Annotated in this window: 29 protein-coding genes and 1 pseudogene; 8 read left to right on the plus strand and 22 right to left on the minus strand. The window is 27.8% G+C overall.

Annotated elements, in window-relative coordinates; genetic code table 11:
• The 18 genes and pseudogenes from KJR01_RS08460 to KJR01_RS08545 form a co-directional block, all read right to left on the minus strand.
• On the minus strand, window positions 1-442 hold a 442-nt coding region (locus KJR01_RS08460), incomplete at its 3' end, for a hypothetical protein (RefSeq protein ID WP_214118580.1).
• A gap of 57 nt (window positions 443-499) precedes the next feature.
• A complete protein-coding gene (locus tag KJR01_RS08465) occupies window positions 500-691 on the minus strand; it encodes a hypothetical protein (protein ID WP_214118583.1) in 192 nt (63 codons plus the stop codon).
• A 123-nt stretch (window positions 692-814) separates the two neighbouring features.
• The gene (locus KJR01_RS08470; protein WP_214118585.1) at window positions 815-1780 is read right to left on the minus strand and encodes a hypothetical protein; all 966 of its coding nucleotides are present in this window, start codon (window positions 1778-1780) and stop codon (window positions 815-817) included.
• 64 nt (window positions 1781-1844) lie between these two features.
• Entirely contained in the window at window positions 1845-2852 is a 1008-nt protein-coding gene (locus KJR01_RS08475; RefSeq protein WP_214118586.1) for a hypothetical protein, read from the minus strand.
• A gap of 329 nt (window positions 2853-3181) precedes the next feature.
• On the minus strand, window positions 3182-4102 hold the full coding sequence (locus KJR01_RS08480) for a hypothetical protein (RefSeq protein ID WP_214118587.1): 921 nt from the start codon (window positions 4100-4102) through the stop codon (window positions 3182-3184).
• 31 nt (window positions 4103-4133) lie between these two features.
• A complete protein-coding gene (locus tag KJR01_RS08485) occupies window positions 4134-4331 on the minus strand; it encodes a hypothetical protein (RefSeq protein ID WP_214118589.1) in 198 nt (65 codons plus the stop codon).
• 370 nt (window positions 4332-4701) lie between these two features.
• A complete protein-coding gene (locus KJR01_RS08490; protein ID WP_214118591.1) occupies window positions 4702-4893 on the minus strand; it encodes a hypothetical protein in 192 nt (63 codons plus the stop codon).
• Window positions 4890-6716, minus strand: a complete 1827-nt coding sequence (gene rpoD / locus KJR01_RS08495) for an RNA polymerase sigma factor RpoD (RefSeq protein WP_214118593.1) — start codon at window positions 6714-6716, stop codon at window positions 4890-4892. The genes KJR01_RS08490 and rpoD overlap by 4 nt, the downstream gene beginning before the upstream one ends.
• A gap of 64 nt (window positions 6717-6780) precedes the next feature.
• Complete coding sequence (locus KJR01_RS08500) at window positions 6781-7407, minus strand: uracil-DNA glycosylase (RefSeq protein ID WP_214118595.1); 627 nt, start codon at window positions 7405-7407, stop codon at window positions 6781-6783.
• Window positions 7388-7909 carry a ribonuclease HII gene (gene rnhB, locus KJR01_RS08505; RefSeq protein WP_214118597.1) on the minus strand — a complete coding sequence of 174 codons (522 nt, stop codon included), beginning with the start codon at window positions 7907-7909 and terminating at the stop codon, window positions 7388-7390. Before rnhB ends, KJR01_RS08500 begins: the two co-directional genes overlap by 20 nt.
• Window positions 7896-8948 (minus strand): ATP-binding protein, encoded by a 1053-nt coding sequence (locus KJR01_RS08510; RefSeq protein WP_214118599.1) that lies wholly within the window; start codon window positions 8946-8948, stop codon window positions 7896-7898. Before KJR01_RS08510 ends, rnhB begins: the two co-directional genes overlap by 14 nt.
• Window positions 8945-10504 (minus strand): phosphoenolpyruvate carboxykinase (ATP), encoded by a 1560-nt coding sequence (gene pckA, locus KJR01_RS08515; RefSeq protein ID WP_214118600.1) that lies wholly within the window; start codon window positions 10502-10504, stop codon window positions 8945-8947. Before pckA ends, KJR01_RS08510 begins: the two co-directional genes overlap by 4 nt.
• 32 nt (window positions 10505-10536) lie before the next feature.
• Window positions 10537-11859, minus strand: a pseudogene (locus KJR01_RS08520) (sodium-dependent transporter); the annotation flags it as partial.
• Window positions 11860-12254: 395 nt separating this feature from the next.
• Window positions 12255-13007, minus strand: coding sequence for a UDP-N-acetylmuramate dehydrogenase (locus KJR01_RS08525; RefSeq protein ID WP_214118603.1), 753 nt, complete (start codon window positions 13005-13007; stop codon window positions 12255-12257).
• Window positions 12997-13266 carry a hypothetical protein gene (locus tag KJR01_RS08530; RefSeq protein ID WP_214118605.1) on the minus strand — a complete coding sequence of 90 codons (270 nt, stop codon included), beginning with the start codon at window positions 13264-13266 and terminating at the stop codon, window positions 12997-12999. Before KJR01_RS08530 ends, KJR01_RS08525 begins: the two co-directional genes overlap by 11 nt.
• Window positions 13266-14471 carry a phosphopyruvate hydratase gene (gene eno, locus KJR01_RS08535; RefSeq protein WP_214118607.1) on the minus strand — a complete coding sequence of 402 codons (1206 nt, stop codon included), beginning with the start codon at window positions 14469-14471 and terminating at the stop codon, window positions 13266-13268. Before eno ends, KJR01_RS08530 begins: the two co-directional genes overlap by 1 nt.
• Window positions 14449-15504: a recombinase RecA gene (gene recA / locus KJR01_RS08540; protein ID WP_214118609.1), complete on the minus strand. Its 1056-nt coding sequence runs from the start codon at window positions 15502-15504 to the stop codon at window positions 14449-14451. Before recA ends, eno begins: the two co-directional genes overlap by 23 nt.
• A gap of 13 nt (window positions 15505-15517) precedes the next feature.
• A complete protein-coding gene (locus KJR01_RS08545) occupies window positions 15518-16687 on the minus strand; it encodes an MFS transporter (protein WP_214118611.1) in 1170 nt (389 codons plus the stop codon).
• Between the two features lie 63 nt (window positions 16688-16750).
• On the opposite strand from KJR01_RS08545, the gene thyX reads away from it, so the two are divergent.
• From thyX to KJR01_RS08560, 3 genes are read left to right on the plus strand one after another with little or no spacing between them, the layout of a single operon-like run.
• Window positions 16751-17374, plus strand: coding sequence for an FAD-dependent thymidylate synthase (gene thyX / locus KJR01_RS08550; RefSeq protein WP_214118613.1), 624 nt, complete (start codon window positions 16751-16753; stop codon window positions 17372-17374).
• Window positions 17361-18227, plus strand: a complete 867-nt coding sequence (locus KJR01_RS08555; protein ID WP_214118615.1) for a menaquinone biosynthesis family protein — start codon at window positions 17361-17363, stop codon at window positions 18225-18227. Before thyX ends, KJR01_RS08555 begins: the two co-directional genes overlap by 14 nt.
• On the plus strand, window positions 18224-18742 hold the full coding sequence (locus KJR01_RS08560) for a cysteine hydrolase family protein (protein ID WP_214118617.1): 519 nt from the start codon (window positions 18224-18226) through the stop codon (window positions 18740-18742). Before KJR01_RS08555 ends, KJR01_RS08560 begins: the two co-directional genes overlap by 4 nt.
• A 51-nt stretch (window positions 18743-18793) precedes the next feature.
• On the opposite strand, the gene KJR01_RS08565 is transcribed toward KJR01_RS08560, so the two are convergent.
• The 3 genes from KJR01_RS08565 to KJR01_RS08575 form a co-directional block, all read right to left on the minus strand.
• A complete protein-coding gene (locus KJR01_RS08565; RefSeq protein ID WP_214118619.1) occupies window positions 18794-19840 on the minus strand; it encodes a hypothetical protein in 1047 nt (348 codons plus the stop codon).
• Between the two features lie 97 nt (window positions 19841-19937).
• Window positions 19938-21089: a hypothetical protein gene (locus tag KJR01_RS08570; protein WP_214118621.1), complete on the minus strand. Its 1152-nt coding sequence runs from the start codon at window positions 21087-21089 to the stop codon at window positions 19938-19940.
• Between the two features lie 7 nt (window positions 21090-21096).
• Window positions 21097-22188, minus strand: a complete 1092-nt coding sequence (locus KJR01_RS08575; RefSeq protein WP_214118623.1) for an amidohydrolase — start codon at window positions 22186-22188, stop codon at window positions 21097-21099.
• Between the two features lie 100 nt (window positions 22189-22288).
• Here KJR01_RS08575 and KJR01_RS08580 point away from each other — a divergent pair, with 100 nt between their 5' ends.
• The gene (locus KJR01_RS08580) at window positions 22289-22951 is read left to right on the plus strand and encodes a hypothetical protein (RefSeq protein ID WP_214118624.1); all 663 of its coding nucleotides are present in this window, start codon (window positions 22289-22291) and stop codon (window positions 22949-22951) included.
• Window positions 22948-23412 carry a YjiG family protein gene (locus KJR01_RS08585; protein WP_214118626.1) on the plus strand — a complete coding sequence of 155 codons (465 nt, stop codon included), beginning with the start codon at window positions 22948-22950 and terminating at the stop codon, window positions 23410-23412. Before KJR01_RS08580 ends, KJR01_RS08585 begins: the two co-directional genes overlap by 4 nt.
• Before the next feature lie 31 nt (window positions 23413-23443).
• Here KJR01_RS08585 and KJR01_RS08590 read toward each other — a convergent pair whose 3' ends face one another.
• Entirely contained in the window at window positions 23444-23746 is a 303-nt protein-coding gene (locus tag KJR01_RS08590; protein ID WP_214118628.1) for a c-type cytochrome, read from the minus strand.
• A gap of 163 nt (window positions 23747-23909) precedes the next feature.
• On the opposite strand from KJR01_RS08590, the gene KJR01_RS08595 reads away from it, so the two are divergent.
• The 3 genes from KJR01_RS08595 to KJR01_RS08605 form a co-directional block, all read left to right on the plus strand.
• The gene (locus KJR01_RS08595) at window positions 23910-24584 is read left to right on the plus strand and encodes a response regulator transcription factor (RefSeq protein WP_250325179.1); all 675 of its coding nucleotides are present in this window, start codon (window positions 23910-23912) and stop codon (window positions 24582-24584) included.
• Window positions 24574-25560, plus strand: coding sequence for a sensor histidine kinase (locus KJR01_RS08600; RefSeq protein ID WP_214118630.1), 987 nt, complete (start codon window positions 24574-24576; stop codon window positions 25558-25560). The genes KJR01_RS08595 and KJR01_RS08600 overlap by 11 nt, the downstream gene beginning before the upstream one ends.
• 55 nt (window positions 25561-25615) lie before the next feature.
• Window positions 25616-26792, plus strand: a 1177-nt coding sequence (locus tag KJR01_RS08605; protein WP_214118632.1) for a PDC sensor domain-containing protein, incomplete at its 3' end; no start/stop codon positions are given.

Here is a 26792-nt window from a genome sequence, read left to right on the forward strand (position 1 = left end):
CTGAACCATCTTTAGTTGGCTCTATATATAAAGCAAATGCATAGATAGTATAATCAATTTCTTTTTTATCTACTTCTCCATCGTTATTTCTATCGGCTGCTAAAAAATTACTCTTATACGCTACATCGCTAAACCACCCAGCTACAAAACTTGCTGCGTCTTTATCTAAAATAATTCCTTTATTAGTATCAATAAAATTATCTTCATTAAAAAATTCTTTTAATCTATTAATATTCTTGTCACTAAGTTTTACTCCGATATTGCTTTCATCAAATTTAAAAAATACATTGTAATTTTGCTCTTTACTTGTCTTAATCTCAAAATTATTTTTATTTATATTATCTTTTAAATTGCTAATATCTTTAGTATTTAATTCTTTAGTTTTAACATTATCAGCCCAAGCAAATGCTATATTTTTTACTTGCGAGATATCTATTTTCATAAGTTTTCCTTAATACTTTTACTAAAGTAATTTAGTAAAAGTATATTAATTTATATTTTAATATTTTGGTAATCTAGGTGGTTTCCAGCCTTCTTTTTGTGGCATTACTCTATCTCTTGCTGAAGAATTAAAAGCTGAACCCCAAGCACCTGACCAAGTAAGAAAGCTATAACCATTTGTATAACTATACCAAGAATACGCACTTACATTCGTAATAAAAGCTAAAATAGCTAAAACTACTTTTTTCATTGAAAATCTACTTTCATTAATGATTTGAATTATTATAATTTGATTTTAATTAATACTATTATTATTTTATTTAATGTTTTGATATATTGTAACTTTTAGTAATAATTAATTAAAAATAAAAAATTACACCTTAATATCAATTAATTTTGTATCGCTTAAATCTTTTTTAAATTCTTTCGTAAAATCTATAAAATCTCCTAGCTTATCATTTGTAATTAATTCTTTTAATTTATCTTCGCTTATTTTTAATTCATTACTTATGTTTTGGATATTAAATTTTTGTAATATTTCTTTTTCGTTATTATCTAAAGATTGTGATTTTTTAAGTTTTGCAATTATATTATTAAGTTTAATTTGTTCTTTTAATCTCTTAAGCTCTTCTTCTGCTATATTAAATTTAATTTTTTTATGTGGAATACTCATAAAAGAGTGATTTTCATCATCATATACAATCCCAAACTCATTTATATAATCTTTATCTTCCACATTCCAATATTCACCCGCTGTAACTTTGCCATCTAAGTCTTTGTCCATATCAATTATAATATCTAATGCCTCACTTAAATCAGACTTACCTTCAATACTATGAGCTATTCTATTTGAATCATAAGTTTCATCTATATTTGTTGCCTTTAGGAAATATTCTTTATTTTTATCTTGTAATAATTCATAATTTACATTAACTAAGTCAAACAAATTCCAAGCTTCTAAAGCCGTAATTTCTCCATCATTGTCTTTATCGGCTGCAAGATAATTTCTTGTATATGCCGTATCAGCAAACCAACCCACTACATAAGACGCTGCGTCTTTATCTAAAATAATTCCTTTATTAGTATCAATAAAATTATCTTCATTAAAAAATTCTTTTAATCTATTAATATTATTTTCACTAAGCTTTACCCCGATATTATCTTTATCAAGTCTAAAAAATACATTGTAATCTTGCTCTTTATTTGTCTTAAAGCTAAAAGAATTTGAATTAATACTTGCATTTAATTTATTTATATCAAGAGTATTTAATTCTTTAATTTTTATATCACTTTTCCTAGCAATAGCAGTATTTTTTACTTGCGAGATATCTATTTTCATAAAGTTCCTTAATGTTTATTACCCTAAACTAGCCCATTTTATTACAAAGAATTTAAATTAAAAATTAAGCTTTTATATCAAGTAATTTTGTTTCACTAAGAGTTATTGCAAAATTTCCACTAAAATTTACAAAATCATCTAATTTATTTTCACTTGCTAGGCTTTCTACTTTATCAGGACTTATATTTAGTTTATCACTTATAATCTGTTTTAATTTAAATTCGCTCTCATAAGGTGCAGGGTCAATTCCTAGTTGAATTAATACATCTTTATCACTTTGGTCTAACTTATCAACTCCAAGCTTTTTAATCTTGGCTATTACTTCAGTTAATTTTTCTTCAGCTTTTTCGGCAAGCTGCCTAGAATGCTTAGTAAGTCCATTTATCAAATCATCAAGGCTAATTGCAGGAGCACTAGAGCCACTTTCGCTCATAAAATCTTCAAAATATCCCTTTTCACCTACATCCATAAACTCACCAAATGTAATAATACCATCAAGATTTTTATCATCTCTTATAGCATCATTGATAGAATTTGAAATATCTGAATAATAACCATCATTTTTTGGTAAAAAATCACTTTTCTTATAAGTTTTTGTAATAGAATTTGAAACTATATATTTTTCTTTGGTTTTTTCATCGCTTATGAGAACTGCATCTTCATCAAATCCACTTAATGTATTCCTTGCTTCTTTGTGAGTTAATTCTCCGTTATTGTCAATATCTGATTCAAGAAATTTTTGTTTATATGCAATATCACTAAACCATCCAGCGACATAAGAAGCTGCATCTTTATCTAAAATAATTCCTTTATTAGTTTTAATGAAATTATCTTCATCAAAAAAATCTTTTAATTTTTCAATACTAGCTTCATTTAATTTCACTCCAATGTTTTCATTACCAAATTTAAAATAAGTATTATAATCTTGTGCTCTATTTGTTTTAACGCTAAAAGAATTGCTCTTTATACTAGCATTTATACTTGCTAGTTCTTGTGTGCTTAACTCTTTTTTAGCAATATTATCTTGCCACATAATTGGAGTGTTAGAAGTATTGTTAATATAGTGTTTCATAAATAATCCTTAATGTTTATTACTTTAATTAAATATTTAAAAACATAACGGCAATAAAGTCTGCCATTAAATCAATAATTCATACACATATACTTGCGATATTTATAGCTATAACCACAATTAATTGGTCTTTAATATCTTTTAGAATACTTACAAAAAAGCTATCTTAAAATACCAAAACTTATGATACGAACTAGTATTTTTGTGAAATTAAATATATTAAAATTGATTTGAATTATTATAATTTGATTTTATTTAATACTATTACTATTTTATTTAATATCTTGATAAATTGTAACTTTTAGTAACATTAAATTAAAAAAAATATTTTAAACCTTAATGTTAATTAATTTTATATTATTTAATTCTTCTAAAAAGTCTTTAGTAAAATCTATAAAATCATCTAATTTATTATTTTTAACTAATTCATTTATTTTATCTTCACCTATTATATTTATTAGATTAATTTCTATATTTAAAGAATTTAAGATTTTTTTCTCATCTTCACTAAGCTTACTATAATCATCATTATTTATTTTTATAAGAGCATTGGCTAAATCGCTTTGTCTTTTAATGTCTTCTTGAGTTGCTTTAGTAATACTTTGTTGCAATTTATTTTTATCAATATTATTCATAATTATTTCTACTACATAATTAATCCCAGCTACTCCGTTTTTCTCCAGACCTGTTATTGCTAAATCATAATTTTTATCATCTTGAATATAATAATTCATCATATTACTAATACTTGTATAGTTTTGCAATTCTCCTAAAAGCTCCAGACAATCTATATCAGTTTTACTAATATTAGTAAAAACATTGCTATTTGGAAATTGAAGTTTTATATCTAACATTTCAGTTTTATTTAAAACACCATTTTTATTAATATCTGCATTTAAATAGTTTTGCTTAAAAGCAACATAATTAAACCAAGAACCAACATAAGAAGCAGCGTCTTTTTGCAAAATCAATTTATCATCAAAATATTTAAAATTATCTTCATTAAAAAATTCTTGTAATTTTTCACGATTTTTATTGCTTAAATCAAATCCTATTGTTTTTTGATTAAAAGAAAAATAAGTATTGTAAAAATCATTTTTATTAGTTTTATACTCGGTATTATATATACTTTTTACATCAGTAGCCTTTACTTGCTCTGCTTGATTAAAAACAACTTGGTTTAAAGCTCTAATATCTTTACACACAACATTCAAAATAGGCTTAGTAATATTAGTATTTGATAATCTCATATTAATCCTTTTAGGTAAGACAATTGCTTACCTAAAATAACCTATTCCAATTATCCCTAATAGTCATACCTTGCATAGCACAAGTATATAACGTTGCACACTTAAATTTAAAGGTATTATTTGTTGGAGGATAACCATAATAAGACATATCTCCAAATCTATTATAAGAATATGCGCTAGCACTCGTAATAAAACCTAAAGCCAAAATAGCTAAAACTGCTTTTTTCATTGAAATTCTCCTTTCATTAATGATTTGAATTATTATAATTTGATTTTAATTAATACTATTATTATTTTATTTAATATTTTGATATATTGTAACTTTTAGTAACATTAAATTAAGTAAATTAAAAATATTTAATTTTTAACCCCTAGCAATGTTAGAAATGTTTTAGAATATATCTTATAGCTATATTAAATTGATTGTTAATATTCAAATCAGCACTGAAAATTCTTTCATAACCTAGATTTAATCTCAAATCGTTATTTAGATTATAATCTTAACTAATATTAAAATAAAATTGATTGTTTTTTTGCTTTGTAAATTCTAAGCTATAAAAAGGCTTTTTAATAATAATTTTTAAAAAGCCTTTTGAAATTCAAATCTCTTTGCCTAATTTAAAGCCAAGTTCTTCTAAGCATTTGCTAAGATAATCTTTATCATCGCAATCAATGATAATTGTTTTTAAATCATCACTAAAAGTAATATTATTAAACTCATCTTCTAAATTATCTTTAATTTTTTTAACACAATGAGAGCAATTTACATTAAATATTTCATATTTTTTCACGAACTTGCTCCTTTTAATTGTTTTCCGTATTTAGGGAATTTAAGTTTTTTAATAGCTGTGCTTTCTATTTGTCTTACACGCTCACGAGTGATTTTTAACTCACTTCCTATCTCTTCAAGAGTTCTATCACTCTCATCATCAGTTAGTCCAAAACGAAGTTTAATAACGGTTTTTTCCCTTTCATTAAGTTGCTCTAAAACTCCATTTATTTGCTCTTTTAAATCTTCTTTTAAAATATGCTCAAGCGGACTAATGCTACTTCTATCTTCTACACTATCACCAAATCTTCCATCATCATCACTTCCAACAGGTGCGTCAAGACTTACAGGTTCTTTTGCTATTTTCATAACTTGCTTAACCTTATCTTCACTCATACCTATTTCTTTAGCAATTTCATCAATTGTAGGCTCTTTTCCACATTCTTGAACACGCTTTTTACTAAATTTATTAATCTTATTAATCGTATCAATCATATGGATTGGAATTCTAATTGTCCTTGCTTGATCAGCTACCGCACGGCTAATTGCTTGTCTAATCCACCAAGTAGCATAGGTTGAGAATTTATATCCACGCTTATATTCAAACTTATCAACCGCTTTCATAAGACCGATATTTCCTTCTTGAATAAGGTCAAGAAATGCTAAACCACGATTAGTATAGCGTTTAGCAATACTTACAACTAATCTTAAGTTTGACCTAGCCATCTTACCTTTTGCAGTATCGCTAATATTTTTACCACGCTTGATTTGCTCTAAAATCTCTTTTAATCTTTCTTTATCCATATCAAAGCAATTTTCACTAGCTTCTTTTGTCTGGAATAGCTTTTTAATCTCCATATAAGTGCTAACCATAGTATTTTCTAAAGCTAATTCTGTGATTTCTTCTTTACTTAAATTAGTAATATTATCTAAGATTTTTTTATGTCTTTCTTTTAATTCATCACTAAACATAGGCAAACGATATTCTAAGCGTTTTAATTCTTTATCAAAATCTACATCACTTTTTAAAACCGTTTCCATAGATTTTACGATTTCATTAATTAGTTTAGAAGTTGGCCCTAAAGCTAATAATTTTTCTTTTAAAATATTCTTTTTGAAAGCAATATTTATATGATTTTGCAATTCATCTTTGCTAAGTTGCTCTTTATGTGAGCTTTTTAACCATTCTTTTTTTGCCTTTTCTAAAGCTTTAAAGCTTTCAATTACTTTAATTGCTCTTTTATCTTCCTTTAAAGATTTTACAGGCTTTCTTTCTTCATCGCTATCATCTAATTCATCTTCTTCTAAATCTTCTTCATTTTCATCTTCATCATTATCAAAATTCTTAAACAATTCTTTCACACGACGCTCGCGATTAATTAAAGCATCTTTATAGTCTAATATGAAATCAATTAGATAAGGAACGCTACAAAAAGCGTCAATTATAATATCTTCGCCAAGTTCAATTCTTTTGCTTATTTCAACTTCTTCTTCTTTGCTAAGCAAATCAATCTGCCCCATCTCTCTTAAATACATTCTAACAGGGCTTTCACTTCTACTAATTTCGCTTAAATCATAATCTTTGCTTAAATCGCCTTCTAATTCATTTTCTCTTAATAATTCTCTTTGTTTTGCTCTTTCTTTTGCTTCTTTTAGATTTCTCATTTTAGCAATTTCTGCCGAGCTTAGAAGATTTACATTATATTCTTTTACTAAATTCTTAATAGTCTTTATATTTGCTGCTGTTGGAGCTTTTTTAAATAACTTAACTATCATCTCATAAGTTAAATAATCATCTGTATTGTCCTTAAACAAAACCTCTAATTCTTTATCTAAATCTGCCATTTTTGCTCCTTTTTGAAAAAACTTACATTATACAAAAGATTAATAAATTAAGCATTATTAAAAACTATTCTAACCAATTAATTAGGCTTTTATTTTTTGATTTTAAGTATTCATTACATTTTAAAAAATGTTGATTGTTAAAAAATTTACCCCTTGCAAGTGGGCTTGGATGAGCCGAGCTTAATATTAAATGCCTTTTAGTATCAATATATTTTGCATAATTATTTGCAAAACTCCCCCACAACATAAAGACTAAATTATCATAATCATTATTAATTCTTTGTATAACATAAAGGAAAAAATCTTCCCATAAATGCTTGTGAGAATTAGGTTTGCTCTTTTGCACGCTTAAACTTGCATTTAATAATGCCACGCCTTGTCTTGCTAAATAGCTCAAATCACTTTGTAAAAATACAGCTTCATTTGGATAATCATTTAAGATTTCTTTAAAAATATTTCTTAAACTAGGTGGAATTTTAATACTAGATGAAAACGCTAAACCATCAGCACTTCCATCGTGATATGGGTCTTGTCCTATAATCACTACTTTTGGAATTTCACATAATTTAAAGGCTTTAAATAAATCCTTTTTTTGTGGATAAATTATATTATTTTCATATTCGTAATCTAAAGCCTTTAAAAGCTCTTTACCCTTAGCAGTAGCTAAATAATCATCTACTATATTTAGCACAAAAGCTCCTTCTATGTAATAAACTTAAGCCGTGAATTTTAATAGCTTCTATGTGAGCTTTGGTTCCATAGCCTTTATGAGATTTAAAATCATATAAATTATCATCTAAATTAGCCATAAAATTATCCCTACTAACCTTAGCTAAAATACTAGCAGCCATAACGCAAGGCTCTATCTCATCAGCATTTATTAGAGTTTTTATACCCATTCCATAATCAGTATTACCATCAAATAATAATTCATCTTTTTCAAAATGTTCTATAATTTCTCCTAAAGCTTTTTGATAAGCCGCTCTAATTCCATTTAAATCTATATATTCATTATCAACAAAAACTACTAAATAATCAGAGTTTTGCTTAATTATCTCATACAAATTCTCACGCTTTTTTGCACTTAGTTTTTTACTATCATTTAATTCGTTTATATTTATTTTTAGCTTACAAGCTGCAAGCACTAATGGACCTGCAAACGCTCCACGCCCAGCTTCGTCAATCCCAATCATTTAATTCCTTTGAAATTAGCCAAGTATTTAAAGTAAGTCCTATAAATCTAATTTCATCATTAACGAAATTAAATTGCTCGTTTAATGATAAAACTAAGATATTTTTAAGCCCTAATTCTTTGGCTTTTTTGCTTAATTTTTTGCTTTTTAGTTTTATAAAATCTTTATTAGTAAAAGCTTCGCATAGTATTCCTAAACTAGCCGAACTAATAATAAAATTTATATCATCATCATAAAAAATCTCATCATAAACCATCAAAAGTTCATTAGCTATTAAATTCTCATAAGTTTTAGAAAAATCCTTTTTAAAACTAAGTGAGTTTTTCATTGAAAAATCATAAAAATAAGGCTTTTTTAGATTTTTTTTAATATGCTTTACCCAATGCAATAAAAATCTATCTTCTAAAGAATACACGCATTTAAAAAAATCATTTTTTGCTATTTTTTTATGTTTTAAAAACTCACTAAAAAGACTTAAAATACTTGTTTGAACGCCTATTTTTAAAGCTAATTCTTTAAGAGTGATTATTTCGTTTTCGCTTAAATGTTGTTTTAAAATAGCTTGAGTATTTAAAGCAGCGTTAAGCGGGTCTAAATCCACATTAGCAGGATTTTGCCCTAATAATAAATAATTTGATAAATGCTCGCTAGGGCTATAATTTTTCTTTGAAAATGAAATAAATTCTTCATAATCTAAAAAATTAAGCCTTATTTTAATAAAGTCTTTATAAGAATAATTTTTATTAGAGCTTAATATATAACAACGCTCTAAATTTCCTAATTCAAATTCTAAAAAAGGCTCATTTATTATTAGATTTTTGATTTTATTTTTTTCTATGAAGCTTTTAAAATCAGCATTTATAAATCTTAAATCACTCATATTAATATAAGTAAATTCATCTAAATTATAAAATGCTAAAGATTTTTTACCACTAGAAATTGCCCCATAAATTAGGGCAAATCGTGGTAAGGTATCTAGTTTTCTTGGTTTTAAACCATCTTTGTTTATTTTAAATTGTAAAAAACTATCTAGGCTCATAGCTTAGGACTAGCGTCTAAAAACTCATTAGCCTTATCGCCGTATCTTTTGAAATTCTCTATAAACATTTTTGCTAATTTATCTCTTGTAGCTATGAAATCAGCTTCATTTTCCCAAGTTTTAATAGGATTTAATAATCTTTCATCAACCCCATCTAAACTCTTTGGCACTGCTAAATTAAATACATCATAATTGTAATATTCACAATTTTGAATAGAGCCATCTAAAATAGCGTTAATGCAAGACCTAGTCGCTTTTATACTCATTCTTTTACCAACGCCATAACTTCCACCGCTCCAACCGGTATTTACTAAATATACATTTACATTGTGTTTTTTAATCTTTTCGCCCAATAATTTCGCATAAACACTAGGACTAAGCGGCATAAATGGTTCGCCAAAACAAGCAGAAAATGTAGCAACAGGCTCTTTTATACCACGCTCAGTTCCTGCAACTTTTGCAGTATATCCACTTAAAAAATAATACATTGCTTGAGTGTTGTTTAGTTTTGATACAGGAGGTAAAACACCAAAAGCATCAGCACATAAGAAAATTATATTAGATGGATGACCTGCTTTTAAGCTTGGTTCGTGATTTTCAATATGCTCTATTGGATAGCTTACACGAGTGTTTTCTGTCTTACTAGCATCACAAAAATCAACTTCTTTAGTGCAAGTTATAACTACATTTTCAAGTAAAGCATTTCTCTTAATCGCTGCGTAAATTTCAGGCTCACTATTTGGGTCAAGATTAATACATTTTGCATAGCAACCTCCTTCGTAGTTAAACACACCATTATCATCCCAACCATGCTCATCATCACCTATTAAAGCACGATTTGCGTCTGTGCTAAGAGTAGTTTTACCTGTGCCACTAAGACCAAAGAATAAGCAAACATCTCCATCTTTACCAACATTCGCACTGCAATGCATACTCATCTTACCTTGTAAAGGCAGCCAGTAATTCATCATAGAAAACACACCTTTTTTCATCTCGCCACCATACCAAGTGCCAAGAATTAATCCTATGTTATTTTCTATATCAAATCCTACGAATACATCGCTATTTAAATCTTGATATTTATACATTTCATTTTTTAATTTGCACGCATTTATGATTACAAAATCAGGTTTGAAGTCTTTAAGTTCTTCATCACTTGGGCGAATAAACATATTTTTAACAAAATGTGCTTGCCACGCAATTTCTGTTATAAATCTTATTTTTTTTCTACTATCAAGGCTAGCTCCGCAAAATACATCCATAACATAAAGCTTTTTGCCATTTAAATATTCTTTTGCTCTTCTTAAATTATCATCAAAAATATCTTTAGTGCAAGCTCTATTTACATTGCCCCACGCTATATTTTCACTTGATGGATGAGAATTTACAAAATACTTATCCTTAGGGCTTCTACCCGTAAAAATACCTGTATCAACTGCAAATGTGTCATTTTGACAAACTTCACCTTCACGGCACTCTAACTCGTGAGCTCTTAACTCATCATAACTTAAATTGTAAAAAATCTTCTCCGGCTTTATGCCTAAATCTTCTAACATTTTTAACTCCTGTAAATAAAAATTGCCTAATTCTACTTTAAAAAACTTCCTAAGGGGTAAAAATTATTAATTAATATCAAAATTATTATAATTGGTGTTACAAATCTTAAAAAAATAAAATAAAACTTAGTTAAATTTTTGCCAAATATAGGTAAAAAGATTTTAAAGAATGAATATCTTTTCATTAAAAATCCAGCATAAATACTAGAAAACAACACTCCTAAAGGAAGCATTATATTACTTGTGAAAAAATCTAAAGCATCAAAAGTATTAAAGCTAAGCTTATTAGCCATTCCAAGAAGAGCTAAAATACCTATTATATAAACAAAAATTCCAATAATAATCAAAGCTTTTTTTCTACTCATTTTATTTTCAAGATAAAAAGTAAATGGCTCAATCATAGAAACAGCACTCGTAATTCCTGCAAAAAATAAAGCTATAAAAAAGCTAAATGATAAAATTTCGCCTAAAAAACCAAATTTTGAAAATAAAGTAGCAAGGCTAACAAATACAAGTCCTGCTCCACTCTCATTAGGATTTGCTCCGAATTTAAATACAAAAGTAAAAACAATAAGCCCCATCATAAGACCTATTAAAAGATTTATAAACACTACAAATAAACTTGATTTTAAAATATTAGTTTTTTCATCTAAACTAGCAGCATAAGTGCTAATACAACCTATCCCAAGACATAAAGTAAAAAGACTAAGTCCTAAAGCATCAAGCAAAGAATTAAGCCCTAATTTAGAAAAGTCAGGTTTAAATAAAAACTCACACGCATCTAAAAATCCATCTTGAGTAAAGCTAAAACCTAGCATTAATAAAAGTATTACAAATAATGCAGGCATTAAAATCACATTTAATTTCTCAATCCCATTAATTATCCCGCGACTAACTATATAAATAGTCATAAAAAAGCAAATGCTAAAGCAAATTATGCTAATAAATAAATTCTCGCCTATTGCATTATTAAAAAGCGCTCCTGCTTCATCTAAGGTATTAGGTAAAGAAAAACTTAAAAATATATAGTGAAATACTAAAGATAAAACCACTAAATAAAACGATAATACAAGTATGCCAGTAAGCATAAAAACTCCACCCATTTTGCATAATTTTGGCTTAAATCTAGCAAGGGTAAAATAACTTGTAGCTAAATCACTTTTAGTAATTTTTCCTAATGCAATTTCTGCTAAAAATAAAGATAAACCTAAGGTTAAACATAAGAATAAATAAAGTAAAACAAAGGCCGAACCACCATTAGTCCCAACCATTGTAGGAAATTTCCACGCATTTCCAAGTCCAACAGCACCACCCGCAAGGGCTAAAACAAAACCTACTTTAGAAAAAGTGCTCCTAGCTGAGCCAAAGTAAACTCCTCATAATAATCTCCTTTTTTTAAAAAATAAGCTAAAATAATAACCTAAAAGATAGCAAAATGCAAGGGAATTAAAAATTATTTGTATATTTTGAATAAAAATATTAATTTTAATGATATTTTAAGATTAATTGCCCAAATCAATATGATAAAAGCTTTAAATAATTTCAAAACTAAGCAAAATAGAATAAGCCGTAAATGTCAATAAACCTACTAAAATCAATACAAATATGATAATTTTGAAAATATTCAAAACAAATTCCTTAGAATATAAATAATTTATTAAATTTTTAAATTGATAATGATTATAATACCCCCCCCCATTAACAAAAGTAAATAAATTAAAAATTTTTTGAAATATTTTTATATTGGAATTTAATTTAAAATAAGAACTTCAGGTTCTAAAAGTATGTTAAATTGCTTTAAAACCTCATCTTGTGCTAGATTTATCAAATACAATGCGTCTTCAAAACTAGCTTTATTAAAATTTATTAAGAAATTTGCGTGCATTTCGCTAATCTTTGCACCGCCTTTTACCTTGCCTTTAAGCCCTGCTTTATCAATCAATGCTCCTGCACTAAAGCCTTGTGGGTTTTTAAAAATACTACCAAAACTAGCACCTTTTGGCTGATTTTCTCGCATTTTGCTAAATTGCTCTACTAATTCAAGGCTAAAACCTTTATTTAATCTAAGCCTAATAGCATAAATTGTGCCTTTTATATCACTATTTCTATAAGTAAAATTTGGCTTAATCCATTCATTATCAACATTTACTTCTAAAATATAATTTTTTATTTCAAATTCTTTCATTCCTGCATTCATTTTAGTAATACCGCCCATTTGTCCTGGTAGGTGTGATAAGAATTCTAAACCTGTTAGATTGTTTTTCTTACAATAGTTAAATAATTTATATGAGCTAGTTCTAGCCCCTATTTCTAAATAGTCATTATATTCTTTAATATATTCGTATTTTTTGCCTAAAATTGCAAGATTTTTAGGCTGATTGATTAGCAAATTACTAGCATTTCCAATGACTAAATAATCGTGTTTAATCATCTCATCAATTACTTTTACTTCACAATTTGCGCCGATTTTTACGCTTGAGTATTTTGAAAAATCAATTATCATAATCGCCTTGAATGCTTAGTAATTCAAAATAATCTTTTTGCAATTGTGCGTTGGTTTTATTAAGCTCGTATATTTGATTTTTTAGCTTTTCTATCCTTGCATCTAGCATCATAGTTGTCTCTATTGATGATTTAGAAAACAATATCGCAAAAAGTCCAAAAAATAAAATAAATACATAAAGGGCAATTTCTAAAATGCCCTTTGTAAAAATCTTTAAATTAGACTTTTTATAATTATGATTGTCTAATAATTCTTGCATTAAAATCCTGCTTCAATTTCAAGCAATCTATTATATTTAGCTGTTCTTTCTCCCCTTGCAGGAGCACCTGTTTTAATATACTTGCAAACTAATGAAAAATCAGCTATGAAATTATCTTCACTCTCCCCACTTCTATGGCTCATTATAGTATTATAACCATTTGCGTGAGCTAGTTTAATAGCGTCTATTGTTTGAGAAATTGAGCCAATTTGATTAGGCTTAATTAAAATCGCATTTGCCATACCTTCATCAATGCCTTTTTGTAATAATTTAACATTAGTTACAAATAAATCATCTCCTACTAATTGTGTTCTTGAGCCGATTTTTTTAGTTAAATTAACCCAGCCTTCATAATCTTGCTCTGCAAGTGCATCTTCTATGCTTAAAATAGGATATTTTAATAATTTTTCATACTCATTAATCATCTCATCGCTGCTTAGCTTTTTGCCCTCATAATCATATTTTCCATCACTATAAAGCTCACTTGCTGCAACATCTAATGCTAGATTGATTTTGCCACTAAAACCTGCTTTATTAATAGCTTCTAGTAATAATTCAATAGCTTCTTCATTACTTCTTAAATTAGGTGCAAATCCACCTTCATCTCCTAATGCTGTGCTTAAGCCTTTTTTCTTTAAAATATCTTTTAAAGTATGATAAGTAATTGCACTTGAGAATAATTTTTCTTTAAAAGTATCAAAACCCGTTGGAAGCAACATAAACTCTTGAATATCTATATTATTATCAGCATGAGCTCCACCATTTAATACATTTAGCATAGGTGTAGGAAGTGCGTTAAACTCTCCACATAAATATCTATATAATGGTAAATTACTAGCATTTGCTCCTGCTTTTGCAACTGCCATTGAAATTCCTAAAACTGCATTAGCACCTAAGCTAGAATAATTACTCGTGCCATCAACTGCTAATAAATGCTCATCAATTTCTCTTTGATTAAATACGCATTTGCCTATAAGTCCAGCTGCAACATGCTTAGCATTATTTACTGCTTTACTTACGCTTTTACCGAAGAAATAGCTCCCACCATCTCTTAATTCTAAAGCTTCATTAATCCCTGTGCTAGCACCACTTGGAACTATTGCTTCACCACTTATACCATTTTCTAAAACTACCTTAACCTTAACGCTAGGATTACCCCTGCTATCTAGCACTTCAAGTGCATCAATCTTCGCTATTTTCACCAACTTCTCCTTCTAATGTAATATCATCGCCTATACTAGCTTTAATTTTTTCTGCAATTTCATTTGCTATTTCTTTGTTTTCTTTTAAGAAAATTTTAGCATTTTCTCTACCTTGACCTAGTTTATTACCACCATAGCTAAGCCAAGCACCACTTTTATCTACAATATCAAGCTTAATACCATAATCAATTAATTCGCCTTCGTAGCTAATGCCTTCTCCATACATAATATCAAATTCTGCTGTTTTAAATGGAGGTGCAACTTTATTTTTAACTATTTTTGCTTTTGTTCTATTTCCAATAGGCTCTTCGCCTTGTTTTAATGTAGCTGTTTTTCTAATATCAATTCTCACACTTGCATAGAACTTAAGTGCATTTCCGCCTGTGGTTGTCTCGGGGCTTCCATAACCTGTTTGACCTATTTTCATACGAATTTGATTTATGAAAATTACCATTGAGTTCATCTTGCTAACTACTGAAGTAAGTTTTCTTAAAGCTTGGCTCATAAGTCTTGCTTGAAGACCTACATGAGTATCTCCCATCTCTCCATCAATTTCAGCCTTAGGAGTAAGTGCAGCAACACTATCTACTACTATAAGTTCTACCGCTCCACTACTTGCTAAGCGTTCTACAATCTCTAATGCTTCTTCTCCGCAACTTGGTTGAGATACTAAAACATCATCAATATTTACGCCTAAATTCTTAGCATACACAGGGTCAAGTGCGTGTTCAGCGTCAATAAAAGCACAAGTATAACCCATCTTTTGAGCTTGAGCTACGATTTGAAGTGTTAGCGTTGTCTTACCACTACTTTCTGGCCCATAAATCTCTACTATTCTTCCTTTAGGAACTCCACCAATTCCAAGTGCAATATCTAGCCCAAGTGAGCCTGTAGAAATTGGCTCAGCCTTTACAATAGGCTTATCTCCAAATCTAACAATAGCACCTTCTCCACAAGCTTTATTAATGCCTTTTAATGCAGCTTCAAGGGCTTTTGCCTTATCTTCAATTACTGCTGTTTCTTTTGCTTTTGCCATACCTTTCCTTTTTTTAATTTCTTAATTTGATTTTTAACCTAAGATTATAAATAAATAAGAATATTGCAATAAACATAGCTATTAAAAATGCGTCTCTTGGATGATGAAGATTGAAAATATGTTCTAATAATTCATCTATTAATGGACTAGAAAATTGTCCGCTAAATGTCGCAATACTAGCTAATGCCATATTTGTAGCTAGGTTTTGTTTTTTACTTCTAGTGCTAATTTGTGAAAACAAAAATGGTAAGCTAAAGCCAACTGCAAGACCATTTAAAATAGCTGCAATTATTCCTATTATTAGCATTAAATTAATTCCTGCGATTTCTATATGTTCGCTAAATCTTATAGCAAAAAGTAAAAAGGCTAAAATATAAATAAATGCTCCTAAGATTTTGATTTTTGTTCTAATTTTTTTAACAACTTTATGTAAATTCATAGAAGCAATTGCACCAAACAAGCCATTAAATCCCATAATTACACCAATAAAACTTGCGCTAATGATTTGCTCTTTTTGATAAATTATTGAAAAGTTATTCGTAAAATTAAAAAACAAAACTTGGACTAAAAATAAATTAATATAAATTCCACTAAGATTTTTTATATTTCTTAAATCTATTTTCTTTTTCTTCTCCGCTATTTTTATATTAGGTAAAAAAATCATATTTAAAACAAATAAAACCAAAGCAAAAAGATATATTAAAAAGCTATATTGCCAAGAAATTGACGCTAAAAAGCCAGAAAAACTAACGGTAATAACTGCTCCTAGTTGATTACACATTGCACTAAGTCCCATTAGTTTTCCTTGCTCTTCTTTTTTAAATAAAAAGCCAAGTAAAGAAACACTTAATGGCATTAAAAAGCCAGTGCCTAAGCCTAAAATCGCTCTAAACACCAAAACCTGAATTATGTCATCTAAGAAAAACGGAGCAACCCCGCCAACTATAAACAATATAAAACCTATAAAAGCAAGTTGCTTAACGCTTAAATAATTTGCTAATTTTGCAAAAATTAAGCTTGAAAAGATAATAAAAAGTGAAGGTAAAGTAATAATTAATTTAATAAGTAATTCACTATCATTTGAAAAATGCTTAGCAATAAGTCCTAAAGCAGGTGCAACGGCAGCTCCACCTGTAACGGTTGCTAAGGAAATACTTAAAATTGAGATTTTTAGCATATTCATTGAAGTTTCCTTAAGATTTATATAAAAAAACTATAATGAAAAAAATCAAATTAAAGGCAAATAATGAGAATTACACTACTTAATTACACCCCACTAAATATCTGTTCTCACGCTATGAGAACTTGTTGGCAAAGCTTTGATAAAGGCGATAACGGAGGAGAAAAAGACTGCGAACTAATAAATCGTATCGGAAATATTTATAAGCACTCTAGCACGCTTGAACATTTAAATTATAATTTTTATATTCAAGGCATTTCAAGAGCTTGTTTGCAAGAATTAGCAAGACACCGCCACGCAAGTTTATCAGTAAAAAGCACTAGATATACTCTAAAAGAACTAAGAAATGAAAGTGAGTTTAAGGAATTTGATTTTGCTAATGCACAAAAATATATTGTGCTAACTGGAAATCGCTTGGTTGATAATGCTAGTATTTGTGCTTTAGAAAAACTAAGAATTATTTTAAATACCGAAGGAATGACACAAGATATTGCTAAATATGCCTTGCCAGAATGTTATAAAACCGAGCTTACTTGGAGTATAAATGCAAGAGCTTTACAAAATTTCTTAACTCTTAGAACTAGTAAAGCTGCACTTAAAGAAATTAGAGAACTTGCATTTAATATCTATGAAGCTTTACCTAAAGAGCATAAATTCATTTTTAAAGGTTGCTTAAATGAAGCAAATTAGCCTAGCTCATAGCCCTGATGCTGATGATATTTTTATGTATGCGGCAATTCGCTATGGTTGGATAAGTTCGGAGTTTAATTATACTAGCGTTGCTGATGATATAGAAACGCTAAATAAAGCAAGTTTAAATAATATTTATGATGTTTGTGCAATTTCTTTTGCTGTGTATCCTAAAATTCAAAGCGAATATGCCTTGCTAAGATGTGCTACTAGTTTTGGCAATGGCTATGGTCCAAAACTAATCACTCTAAAAGATAAGGTTTTAAAACCTAATTTTAAAGTGGCTTTAAGTGGGGAAAATACCACAAATGCTTTAATTTTTAAACTAGCATATCCTAATGCAAGAATTACTTATATGAACTTTTTAGATATAGAAAAAGCTGTTTTAGATGGTAGTGTAGATGCTGGGGTGCTAATTCATGAGAGTATTCTTAATTTTAGTGATAAATTAAGAGTTGAGCGTGAGATTTGGGATATTTGGGCGGAGTTTTGCAAGGCTGAATGTGGCGAAGTGCTTACCTTACCACTTGGTGGAATGGCAATACGCCGCTCTTTAATGCTAAGTGATGCGATTAAAATTGAAAATGAGCTAACTCGTGCAGTAAAAGTCGCTACTCAAAATAAAGCTTTATTAAGTCGTATATTGCTTGGCAAAAACGAAGTGAGAGTAAATGAAGATGAGCTTAATAAATATCTAAGTCTTTATGCAAACGATGATAGTATTAGCCTAAAAGATGAGCAAATAAAATCACTTGAAGTATTGTTTAAATTAGGTGAGCGAGTTGGCTTTAGTCCTTGTGATGTAAGGCTTAATCTAATTCCAAGCGAATACGAAAGCTTAAGAAATTCATGAAAAATCTTTTAATAATAGTAGATTTTCAAAATGATTTTGTAACAGGCTCTTTAGGGTTTTTAAAGGCACAGAATTTAGAAAATATCATCTTAGAAAAATATGAAAAATATCTTAAAAATAATGATGAGATAATCTTTACTATTGATACACATAATGATGATTATTTAGACACTATAGAAGGGCAAAATCTACCTATTAAACATTGTATTAAAGGCACAAATGGGATAGAAATTTATGGAAAATTAAATGAGTTTTCTAAAAATCATTTATGCTTTTATAAAAATACTTTTGGCTCAATTGAACTTGGAAATTATCTAAGCAATAAAAACTATAAAAATATTGAAATAGTTGGACTTGTAAGTAATATTTGTGTCTTATCAAATGCAGTAATTGCAAAATCTGCACTTCCTAATGCAAATATTTTTATAGATAAAAACGCAACCGCTAGTTATGATGAAGACTTACACCAAAAGGCTTTAGATATTTTAAAAAGTCTTCATATAAATATTATTTAAAAAATACTTAATTCAAATTCTAAAATTGAATTTGAATTAAATCATATTAATTTATGCTAATTTATCTAGCGTTTTATTCTTTAGCAAATCTTTTACTATATCAGCACTATCGTGAGTAAAATCACCTAAAAACTCATCACTTTTTGCCATTTTCTCATCTATATAAGTCTTATCAACATTTAAAAAATTAGCGTAATGCTCGTTAGCTTTATCACTAGCTTTGTTAAATTGCTCTAAAAGTTGAGGATTTTGCAATGAATTTGGGTCAATGTTTAAGATTTCAAGTTTATCTAAATCAGCCTTACTAAGTGCTTTTACTCCGTTTGTATTAATTGTGTTTTTAATCCTTGTTAGGCTTGATAGTGCGTTTGCGATTTCTTGCTTTTTCTTTGCTTCTTCATCATCAACATTAGTGCTTTTTATTTCATTTGATGCTAGATTTACATTTTGAGTGCTTGTATTTTGTGTGTTTAGGTTTTGTGGATTTTTATTAGCTGCAAATTCTTCGCTCTCACCTAAAGTTATCGTATCATCAAAATCACTATTTGATAATATTGTTTGATTTAATGCTTCATCAATATTTTTAGGCACAGAATCTAAAATCGTAGTATTATCAGCTAAAAAACGCTCAATTTTTTGATAACTTTGATAATTTTGCGGATTTGTTCCATCTAAACTAAACTTAGCTACTACATTAAGCTCTAATAATTCATCTTTATTTAAAAAATCATTATTGTTTTTATTAGCAGCTACATATCCCCTAGCATAAGCAATATCACTAAACCAACCACTTATATATTTTTCTGCATTACCATTTAAAATAATACTGCCATCTTCACGCTTATAAAAGTCTTTGCTATCAAAATGGCTTTTTAATTTATCTAAACTCTCATCACTAATACTTGCAGAACTTATGCCATTTTTACTTTCAAAATATATTTTATTGCCACTATTATTGCCTGTTTTTATATCATCAATTTTATTATTTTTGATATTTTCATCAATTTGTTTTAATTCGTTTTCGCTCTTTACTCCACCAAAACTCTCGCCCATTTTATGATAAGTATTATTATAAATATTAGATAAATTAACTTGCATTAAATCTCCTTTTTAAATAATTAATTTTCGTTTAATTTTATTTAATGATACTTAAAAATTTTTGAAAATTATTACAATAATTACTTATATATTTATATTAAATTTCATTCTTTAAACAAAATGAAAATTCTTTAGCAAAAAAGTTTATATTGATATTTCCTTTTTCACAAGGAGTGATTATTTTGCAATTTTGATAACAAGGCAAAATCCCATAAAATTCTAATACTTTAAAATTATCATTACGAACACTAATTTCATTAATGCCTTGTGATTTTAGCTCTTTTGCTAATTCTTTATTTAAATGATAATTTTTAGCAAAATGCTCGTTTTCATCAACAAATCTATATAAAAATGGATTAAATATCACAAATAAAAAGCTAATCACTAAAGAAATTAATACAAAAAATAATATCACATTATGTTTTGCTCTAAATTGTGGTAAATGCACTTTAAAAGAAGTTAAAAAATTAGCAATTATTAAAGGTATAGCAGGTAGTAAAAATGGTAAAAACTCGGCAATTTCTGGCTTTTGTCTAAATGATAATAATAAGCATATTATAAAAGCACTCGCACTTATACAATATAGCAAGTCCTTTTTACCCTTAAAACTAATATAATAAATCGTATAGAAAAAATACAAAAATAAAGGCGGAGAAAACACAGCCGACATAATAGCAAGTGAGTCTAAAAAATACCCCCTAGGTCTGCCTGAAAAATCATATCCATACATTATAAAAGTAGCAAACATTAGTAAAATTGATAAAATTAATAACTTTGATAATCTATTAAAATAAGCATAAAAAATACAAGCAATATATAATGAAATCATAGCTTTATCAATATAAATACAAGCAATCAATACTCCATAAAATATATAAAATTGCCTTTTTATAGCAAGATATACAAGAAGTAATGAAGTAAATATAATAATTCCTGCAGGATTAATTAGTAATGCTGAAGCAAGGCTTCCTGGAGTAAGATTAAAGATAATATTAGATATATAGGCGTTATTTTTAAGGTATTTAATTGATATTTTATATAGCAAAATATTGCTTAAAATATGCAAGATTATATAAGCAAATCTTATATTTTCATTGCCAAAAACACTTAAGGCAAAATTAGCAAAAAGCCCATTAAAACTATTTGAGCTAAGCTCGTTTAATTCATAAGGGCTAATACTTAAAAAGCTGTTTTGCCACAATAAAACGCATAAATCAATTAATAAAATAACGCCTAATTTATAATTCATCTAATTCCTATTTTAAATTCTCAAGCTCAAGCATTAAATTAAGCCACAATTTAACACCATTTTCTAAGGCATTTTTATTTAAACTCATTTCAGGATGATGAAGTCCAGGAGCACAATCAACTCCTAAGCCCATAAATGCTGATGGAATGCCTAGTTTAATAGGATAGAAGAAAAAGTCTTCCCCACCAGGTGTAAATTGCTCTTTGATTAAATTCTCTTCTCCTAAAGTATTGCTTATAACTTTTTCGCAAATCTTAGCTAAATCTTTGTTAATTACAGCTGCGGGAATATTGATTAGGTATTCAAAACTCACCTTAGCATCATAAGCATTTGCTATATTTGTTATAATTTTTTCAAGTTTTTCTTTCATCTCTTGCATACTATCATTATATTGAGCTCTTAAATCAAATACCAAAATAGCTTCACTAGGAATTGAATTAGTAACCCCACTATCACATATAAATCTAGTTGCTTTTATACTACTTGGTTTATTTGGGTCTATATAAATTTTTCTAGCAGCATCAATAATGCTAACACCTACATCAATTGCGTTAATTCCTAAATGTGGTCTTGCTCCGTGAGCTGCTTTGCCTTTAATAGTAATTTTTATAGCTGAACTTGCTGCATAATACATTGAAGCTATTGCTTTAGGACTTGGGCATTCTTGAATTGGGCGAATATGCATTCCAAAAATAGAGCTTAAACCTTCACAAGCTCCTAATTCTATCATCTTTAAAGCCCCACTGCCTAATTCTTCAGCAGGTTGGAATATAAATCTTATTTTGTTATTTTTAATGATATTTTGCTCTTTTGCCCTTAAAGCTGCACTAAGTAGCATAGACATATGTGCATCATGCCCACAAGTATGCCTTGCACAAGCTTTATCATCAATTATATGACCTAAAGCATCAATATCAGCCCTAAGTCCAATTATCTTGCTACCACTTCCTAACTCCGTATAAAAACCAGTATCTCCTAGATTAGTTATACTAAAACCTGCATTTTTAAGAGTAGTTTTTAAATACTCACTCGTTTTAAATTCTTTAAATCCAAGCTCTGGAATTTCGTGTAAATACTCATAATGTTTGATAACTTCCATATTAACTCCTTTAAAAAATATAAATACTAATAACTATTTCTTATTGTTTTCTTAAAAAATATTGTAGAATAAAAACTTTATTTTATTTAAAAGGAGTAGTATGCAAAAAGCTACAGAATTTGAAGTAGGAAAAGTAAAACCTAGTGCTTATCTTGCTTTAATATTTTTAATCTTATTTTTTTCAGGACTTTTATCAGGACACGATATGCTAAAGGCTTTTGATTTTTCTACTTTAACAGGTGGTTTTGGTAAAATCCCAAAAATCTTAGATGAAGCTAATATAAAAGCTACGACCTTCATAGGAGATGGTGGAAGTGGTGCTAGAGCTGGATTTTTATTTGCATTTAGCTTAATTCCTGCTGTAATGCTTGCACTTGGAGTAATTGAAGTAATGGAGCATTATGGAGCTATTAAGGCTGCTCAAAAATTATTAAATCCTATTTTAAAACCTATTTTAGGAGTTCCTGGATTATGTGGGCTTATATTAATTACTGATTTACAAAGCACAGATGCAGGTGCTGCTATGAGTAAAGAAGCAAGGGATAAAAATTATATAAACGATAAAGATTTAGTAGTAATTTGCGCTTGGCAATATAGTGGGGCTGGTATGATTAATAACTTTTTTGCAATAGGTTCAGCATTATTAGGACATTTAGTATGCTTACCAATAATTCCACTTGTATTAATGCTAATTATGAAATTCGTAGGAGCTATTTTTGTAAGAATAGTTTTAAATACATTTTATAAAAAGGATTTTGAATGAATAATGAGAGTAAAAACCCATTAGATATTTTTATAGTAGGTGCTAAAAAAGGTTTTAATATCGCTTTATATAATCTAATTCCTAATGTTTTAATGGCTTATGTAATAGCTGAAATGTTAAAAATCTTAGGAGTTATGAAATTCTTAGGAGATTATTGTGGCGTTATTATGAATATTTTTGGCTTACCAGGAGAAGCAATTACTATACTTTTATCAGCGTGGCTTAGCACTTCAGCTGGAGTTGGAATTGCTGTTAATTTATATGCAAATGGGGTTATTGATAATATTGGCGTTAGCATAGTTTTACCTGCTATATTTTTAATGGGAGCTCAACTTCAGTATTTAGGAAGATTATTAGCTGTTGCAGGAGTTGCTAAAAAATACTGGATTCTACTAATAATAACAAGTATTTTAAATGCTTTTATTTGTATGTTTATGATGAAAATTGTTGTTAGTTTGTAAAAGAGTTCAGGATTGCTCCTGAACTTAAGAATTATTTTAAAGTTACGATATAAGCAGCTAATGCTTTCATATCATCTTCGCTAAGATTTTTAACTTGTAATTCCATAGTTTTCTTAGCTTTTCCACCAAATGTTCCAGCTTTATAACCTTGTAAAGCTTCTAAAATTGTTTTTTCATCTAAAGTATTGATGATAATTTCTGCACCTGGAGCTTTTTTCTCAGCTGCTTTACCATGACAGGCAATACATTTTTTAAATAATGTAGCTCCATCATTAGCCATTGCTGCAGTGCTTAATAAAGATAATGCTGCTAAACTTAATAATACTTTTTTCATTTTGTCTCCTTTTTTTAAAAATGAGTGAAATTGTATTTATTTTTGATAAACAAACCAAAATTAATTTAATATTTAGAATTTATTTAAATTAATAATTATTTTCATATTATTTTTCTTACTTATTTTTTGTAATATTTTCAATATTTTTTAATTAGGATAACTTATGCAAGATTTACCTTTGGTGTATGTTTTAGAAGATGACTTAAGCATTAATAACTTAATAAAATATGCTTTAGAAAGCAGTGGTTTTAAAGTCATTAGTTTAATTAATGCAAAAGAGCTTTTTAGCGAATTAAACAATCAAATTCCACATATTTTAGTGCTTGATATTATGCTACCTTGCGAAGATGGTTTTAGTATCCTAAAAAAAATAAAATCTAATGAAAAAACAAAAGCTATTGAAGTAATTTTACTAAGTGCGTTAAATCAAGAAAACGATAAGGTAAAAGGTCTTGATTTAGGAGCAAGTGATTATATTACTAAGCCTTTTTCTATTTTAGAATTCCTAGCAAGAATTAGAAATATTTTAAGAAGAATTGATTGTAATAATGAAATCATTTTTAAAGATTTAAAAATTAACCTAAAAACTAGAATAGTAAGCATTAATAAAGAAGAAATATACCTTACTTTAAAAGAATTTGAATTACTTACAAAACTCATTAAAAACCAAAACATTTGCCTTAAAAAAGAAGATTTATTAAAAGAGATTTGGGGGGCAAATATTTCAAGTAGGACTTTAGATATACACATAAATACTTTAAGAAATAAATTAAAAGATTATGCAAAATACATAATAACAATTCGTGGAGTAGGATATAAAATAGCTTATGAGAACTAGGATATTTTTTGCTATATTTTTTGTTTCATTTTTTGTTTTGATACTATTACAAGCAGCGATTTTTAGCGTTTTTGATAATATTTATTTTATAAATCTTGATTTTAAAATAGAAATTTTTAAAACAATATTTTTAGTATTTTTACTAATAACATTACTTAGCTTAACTCTTGCATATTTTATAAGCAAAAGCATAGTAAAACCATTATACGAACTTGATATAAACGAGCTTGATAAATCATTTCAATACAATGAATTAAAGACTTTTTTATCTCAAGTAAAAGAACATAATAAACAATTTAAAAAGATAAGAGCTGAGTTTAGTGCAAATGTTACTCACGAGCTAAAAACTCCACTTACTTCAATAATGTTAAGCTCTGAAATGCTTAAAAATAATCTAGTAAAAAAAGAAGATGAAAAGCAATTCATAGATACAATTTACAATCAATCAAGTGCTTTACTTGAGATGATTGATGAGATTATTAAATTATCATTTTTAGATGAAGTTAATAATTTTGAGATGACAAATGTAAATATAAGCAATATTTTAAGTCAAATTATTAAAGAATTAGATTTTAAAATCCGTGAAAAAAATATAAAAATACTTATGGATATAGATGAGTTTATATTTTTTTCCAATGAAAAACTAATAAAAACTATGCTTTATAATATAATTGATAATGCGATTAAATATAATATAGATAATGGCAAAATAATTATTAGTTTAAATATAAACAAAAAACACATAGTTTTATCCATAAAAGACACTGGTATAGGCATTAGCAAGGATATTCAAAATAGAATATATGAGAGATTTTTTAGACAAGAAATAAGCAGAAACAAGCAAATAAAAGGCACAGGTTTAGGACTTTCAATAGTAAAAAAGATAGCTAGAATACATAAAATTAAAATAATGTTAAATTCCGAACTAAATAAAGGGAGCGAATTTACTTTTTATTTTAAAAAAATTAAAAATTAATTTTAATTAATTGTTTATAATATAATCAAATCAAATTCACAGGCAAGGAAAAAGTATGAAATTAACAAACAAAATTCCATTATTAATTAGTGTGCCTTTAGTTATTTGCTTTATTGTATTAGGCATTACAAATTACGAAAATTCTAAAGAAGATGCTATTGGCTACTCAGGAATTGGAAAAAAGCACACACTAGAAGCTACTATGCTTTATGCAGATACATTTTTTGTAGATAGAACAAATTTTATTAATAGTTTTTCTAAAACTCTTGGTAAAGCAGACTTATACAAAGAAGAAGAATTAATCAAACAACAAATTAAAAATGTGTTTTTAACTTCTGGATTTAACGCTTTATATTATTCTAGAAATGACAATGGAATGGCTTATTATATTAGTCAAGATAATGATGGTGAAGTTGTGATTTTACCTGATGAAGGTGATAGGGCTAAACAATGGTATAAAGAAGCAGTTGAAAAAGGACAAGCAATTATTGCTGATGAAGTTTATTATGATAATAAAATCAAATCAGTAGTAGCAACTATATCAGCTCCAATCATCAAAGATGGTAAATTATTAGGAGTTTTAGGCGGGGATTTATCTTTAAAAAATATGAGAAATAATATTCTTTCTATTAAATATTCTCCTACAAATGCGGTATTTGCATATGATAAATTATTAAGATTTACAATTCATCAAAATGAAGCTTTAGAGCTAAAACCACACGATGTTTTAAAAGAAATTGATGCTAAATTCAAAAATGCAATGTCAAATATTGCAGATGATAAAAATAAAATTACTCAACTTGAGTATGTATTCAATAATGCAACAAAATTAGCTGTATGTAAAAAATATGATAAATTAAATTGGACTTTTTGTAGCACAAATGAATACAGCGACTATTCTAAAGAGCTAAATGATATTATTATTTCAAATTTAACTATGTTTGTTATATCTTTAATTGTAATTTTAGCTATTTTATTGGTATTAATAAGACGCTCATTAAACCCAATTAATGTTATAGAAAAAGGTCTAAGAGAAGTATTCGCACTAATAAATCACGAAAGAAAAACAGCAAGTAAGATTGATTTAAATTCTAAAGATGAGTTTGGAGATATGGCTAAAGCTATTAATGAAAACATTGAAAGAACAATCAACTCACTTACTCAAGATACAAACGCAGTAGAACAAAGCGTTCAAACAGCAGCAGCAATTGAAAGCGGAGATTTAAAAGCAA

Origin of the sequence: Campylobacter sp. 2018MI10 (assembly GCF_018501175.1) — a bacterium.
GTDB lineage: Bacteria > Campylobacterota > Campylobacteria > Campylobacterales > Campylobacteraceae > Campylobacter_E.

Excerpts from the sequence above, each read along its gene's own strand:
- KJR01_RS08465 (WP_214118583.1), bottom strand. The coding sequence starts at position 691 with ATGAAAAAAGTAGTTTTAGCTATTTTAGCTTTTATTACGAATGTAAGT.
- KJR01_RS08470 (WP_214118585.1), bottom strand. The coding sequence starts at position 1,780 with ATGAAAATAGATATCTCGCAAGTAAAAAATACTGCTATTGCTAGGAAA.
- KJR01_RS08475 (WP_214118586.1), bottom strand. The coding sequence starts at position 2,852 with ATGAAACACTATATTAACAATACTTCTAACACTCCAATTATGTGGCAA.
- KJR01_RS08480 (WP_214118587.1), bottom strand. The coding sequence starts at position 4,102 with ATGAGATTATCAAATACTAATATTACTAAGCCTATTTTGAATGTTGTG.
- KJR01_RS08485 (WP_214118589.1), bottom strand. The coding sequence starts at position 4,331 with ATGAAAAAAGCAGTTTTAGCTATTTTGGCTTTAGGTTTTATTACGAGT.
- rpoD (WP_214118593.1), bottom strand. The coding sequence starts at position 6,716 with ATGGCAGATTTAGATAAAGAATTAGAGGTTTTGTTTAAGGACAATACA.
- rnhB (WP_214118597.1), bottom strand. The coding sequence starts at position 7,909 with ATGATTGGGATTGACGAAGCTGGGCGTGGAGCGTTTGCAGGTCCATTA.
- KJR01_RS08510 (WP_214118599.1), bottom strand. The coding sequence starts at position 8,948 with ATGAGCCTAGATAGTTTTTTACAATTTAAAATAAACAAAGATGGTTTA.
- pckA (WP_214118600.1), bottom strand. The coding sequence starts at position 10,504 with ATGTTAGAAGATTTAGGCATAAAGCCGGAGAAGATTTTTTACAATTTA.
- KJR01_RS08525 (WP_214118603.1), bottom strand. The coding sequence starts at position 13,007 with ATGATAATTGATTTTTCAAAATACTCAAGCGTAAAAATCGGCGCAAAT.
- KJR01_RS08530 (WP_214118605.1), bottom strand. The coding sequence starts at position 13,266 with ATGCAAGAATTATTAGACAATCATAATTATAAAAAGTCTAATTTAAAG.
- recA (WP_214118609.1), bottom strand. The coding sequence starts at position 15,504 with ATGGCAAAAGCAAAAGAAACAGCAGTAATTGAAGATAAGGCAAAAGCC.
- KJR01_RS08545 (WP_214118611.1), bottom strand. The coding sequence starts at position 16,687 with ATGAATATGCTAAAAATCTCAATTTTAAGTATTTCCTTAGCAACCGTT.
- thyX (WP_214118613.1), top strand. The coding sequence starts at position 16,751 with ATGAGAATTACACTACTTAATTACACCCCACTAAATATCTGTTCTCAC.
- KJR01_RS08555 (WP_214118615.1), top strand. The coding sequence starts at position 17,361 with ATGAAGCAAATTAGCCTAGCTCATAGCCCTGATGCTGATGATATTTTT.
- KJR01_RS08560 (WP_214118617.1), top strand. The coding sequence starts at position 18,224 with ATGAAAAATCTTTTAATAATAGTAGATTTTCAAAATGATTTTGTAACA.
- KJR01_RS08565 (WP_214118619.1), bottom strand. The coding sequence starts at position 19,840 with ATGCAAGTTAATTTATCTAATATTTATAATAATACTTATCATAAAATG.
- KJR01_RS08570 (WP_214118621.1), bottom strand. The coding sequence starts at position 21,089 with ATGAATTATAAATTAGGCGTTATTTTATTAATTGATTTATGCGTTTTA.
- KJR01_RS08575 (WP_214118623.1), bottom strand. The coding sequence starts at position 22,188 with ATGGAAGTTATCAAACATTATGAGTATTTACACGAAATTCCAGAGCTT.
- KJR01_RS08580 (WP_214118624.1), top strand. The coding sequence starts at position 22,289 with ATGCAAAAAGCTACAGAATTTGAAGTAGGAAAAGTAAAACCTAGTGCT.
- KJR01_RS08585 (WP_214118626.1), top strand. The coding sequence starts at position 22,948 with ATGAATAATGAGAGTAAAAACCCATTAGATATTTTTATAGTAGGTGCT.
- KJR01_RS08590 (WP_214118628.1), bottom strand. The coding sequence starts at position 23,746 with ATGAAAAAAGTATTATTAAGTTTAGCAGCATTATCTTTATTAAGCACT.
- KJR01_RS08595 (WP_250325179.1), top strand. The coding sequence starts at position 23,910 with ATGCAAGATTTACCTTTGGTGTATGTTTTAGAAGATGACTTAAGCATT.
- KJR01_RS08600 (WP_214118630.1), top strand. The coding sequence starts at position 24,574 with ATGAGAACTAGGATATTTTTTGCTATATTTTTTGTTTCATTTTTTGTT.